A 270-nucleotide genomic window follows, 5' to 3' on the forward strand; every position below is an offset into this window, starting at 1 on the left:
ACCGAGGGATTGTCAAAAAACCGATAGGCTGCCTTCAGCCCAGCCCAATCTCCTTGGTATGCGGAGGCAACCGACACGCGCGGTCAACCGCGCGTCCCCGAACTGCGCGTCGCCCAGGTCTCGCAATACCCACGGTTCAATCGATTGCCCGCGTTTCTCCATATGGTCCCATTTCGCCACGGCGCAGCAGAAATCCTGATACTATCATCCCGGGTTGTGGATAACTGATAAATCCCTAAAAGGCTTTCGGGAGAACGGCTCCCGTGGGGT

General features: G+C 57.4%; 1 protein-coding gene. It reads right to left on the reverse strand.

Going from position 1 to position 270, the window contains the following annotated elements; all coding sequences use genetic code 11:
- On the reverse strand, positions 1 to 77 hold a 77-nt coding region (locus tag HIJ39_RS25385; RefSeq protein ID WP_420824597.1), incomplete at its 3' end, for a transposase DNA-binding-containing protein.
- Positions 78 to 270: the final 193 nt, after the last annotated feature.

The organism is Sulfobacillus harzensis (assembly GCF_012933365.1).
Lineage (GTDB): Bacteria > Bacillota > Sulfobacillia > Sulfobacillales > Sulfobacillaceae > Sulfobacillus_B > Sulfobacillus_B harzensis.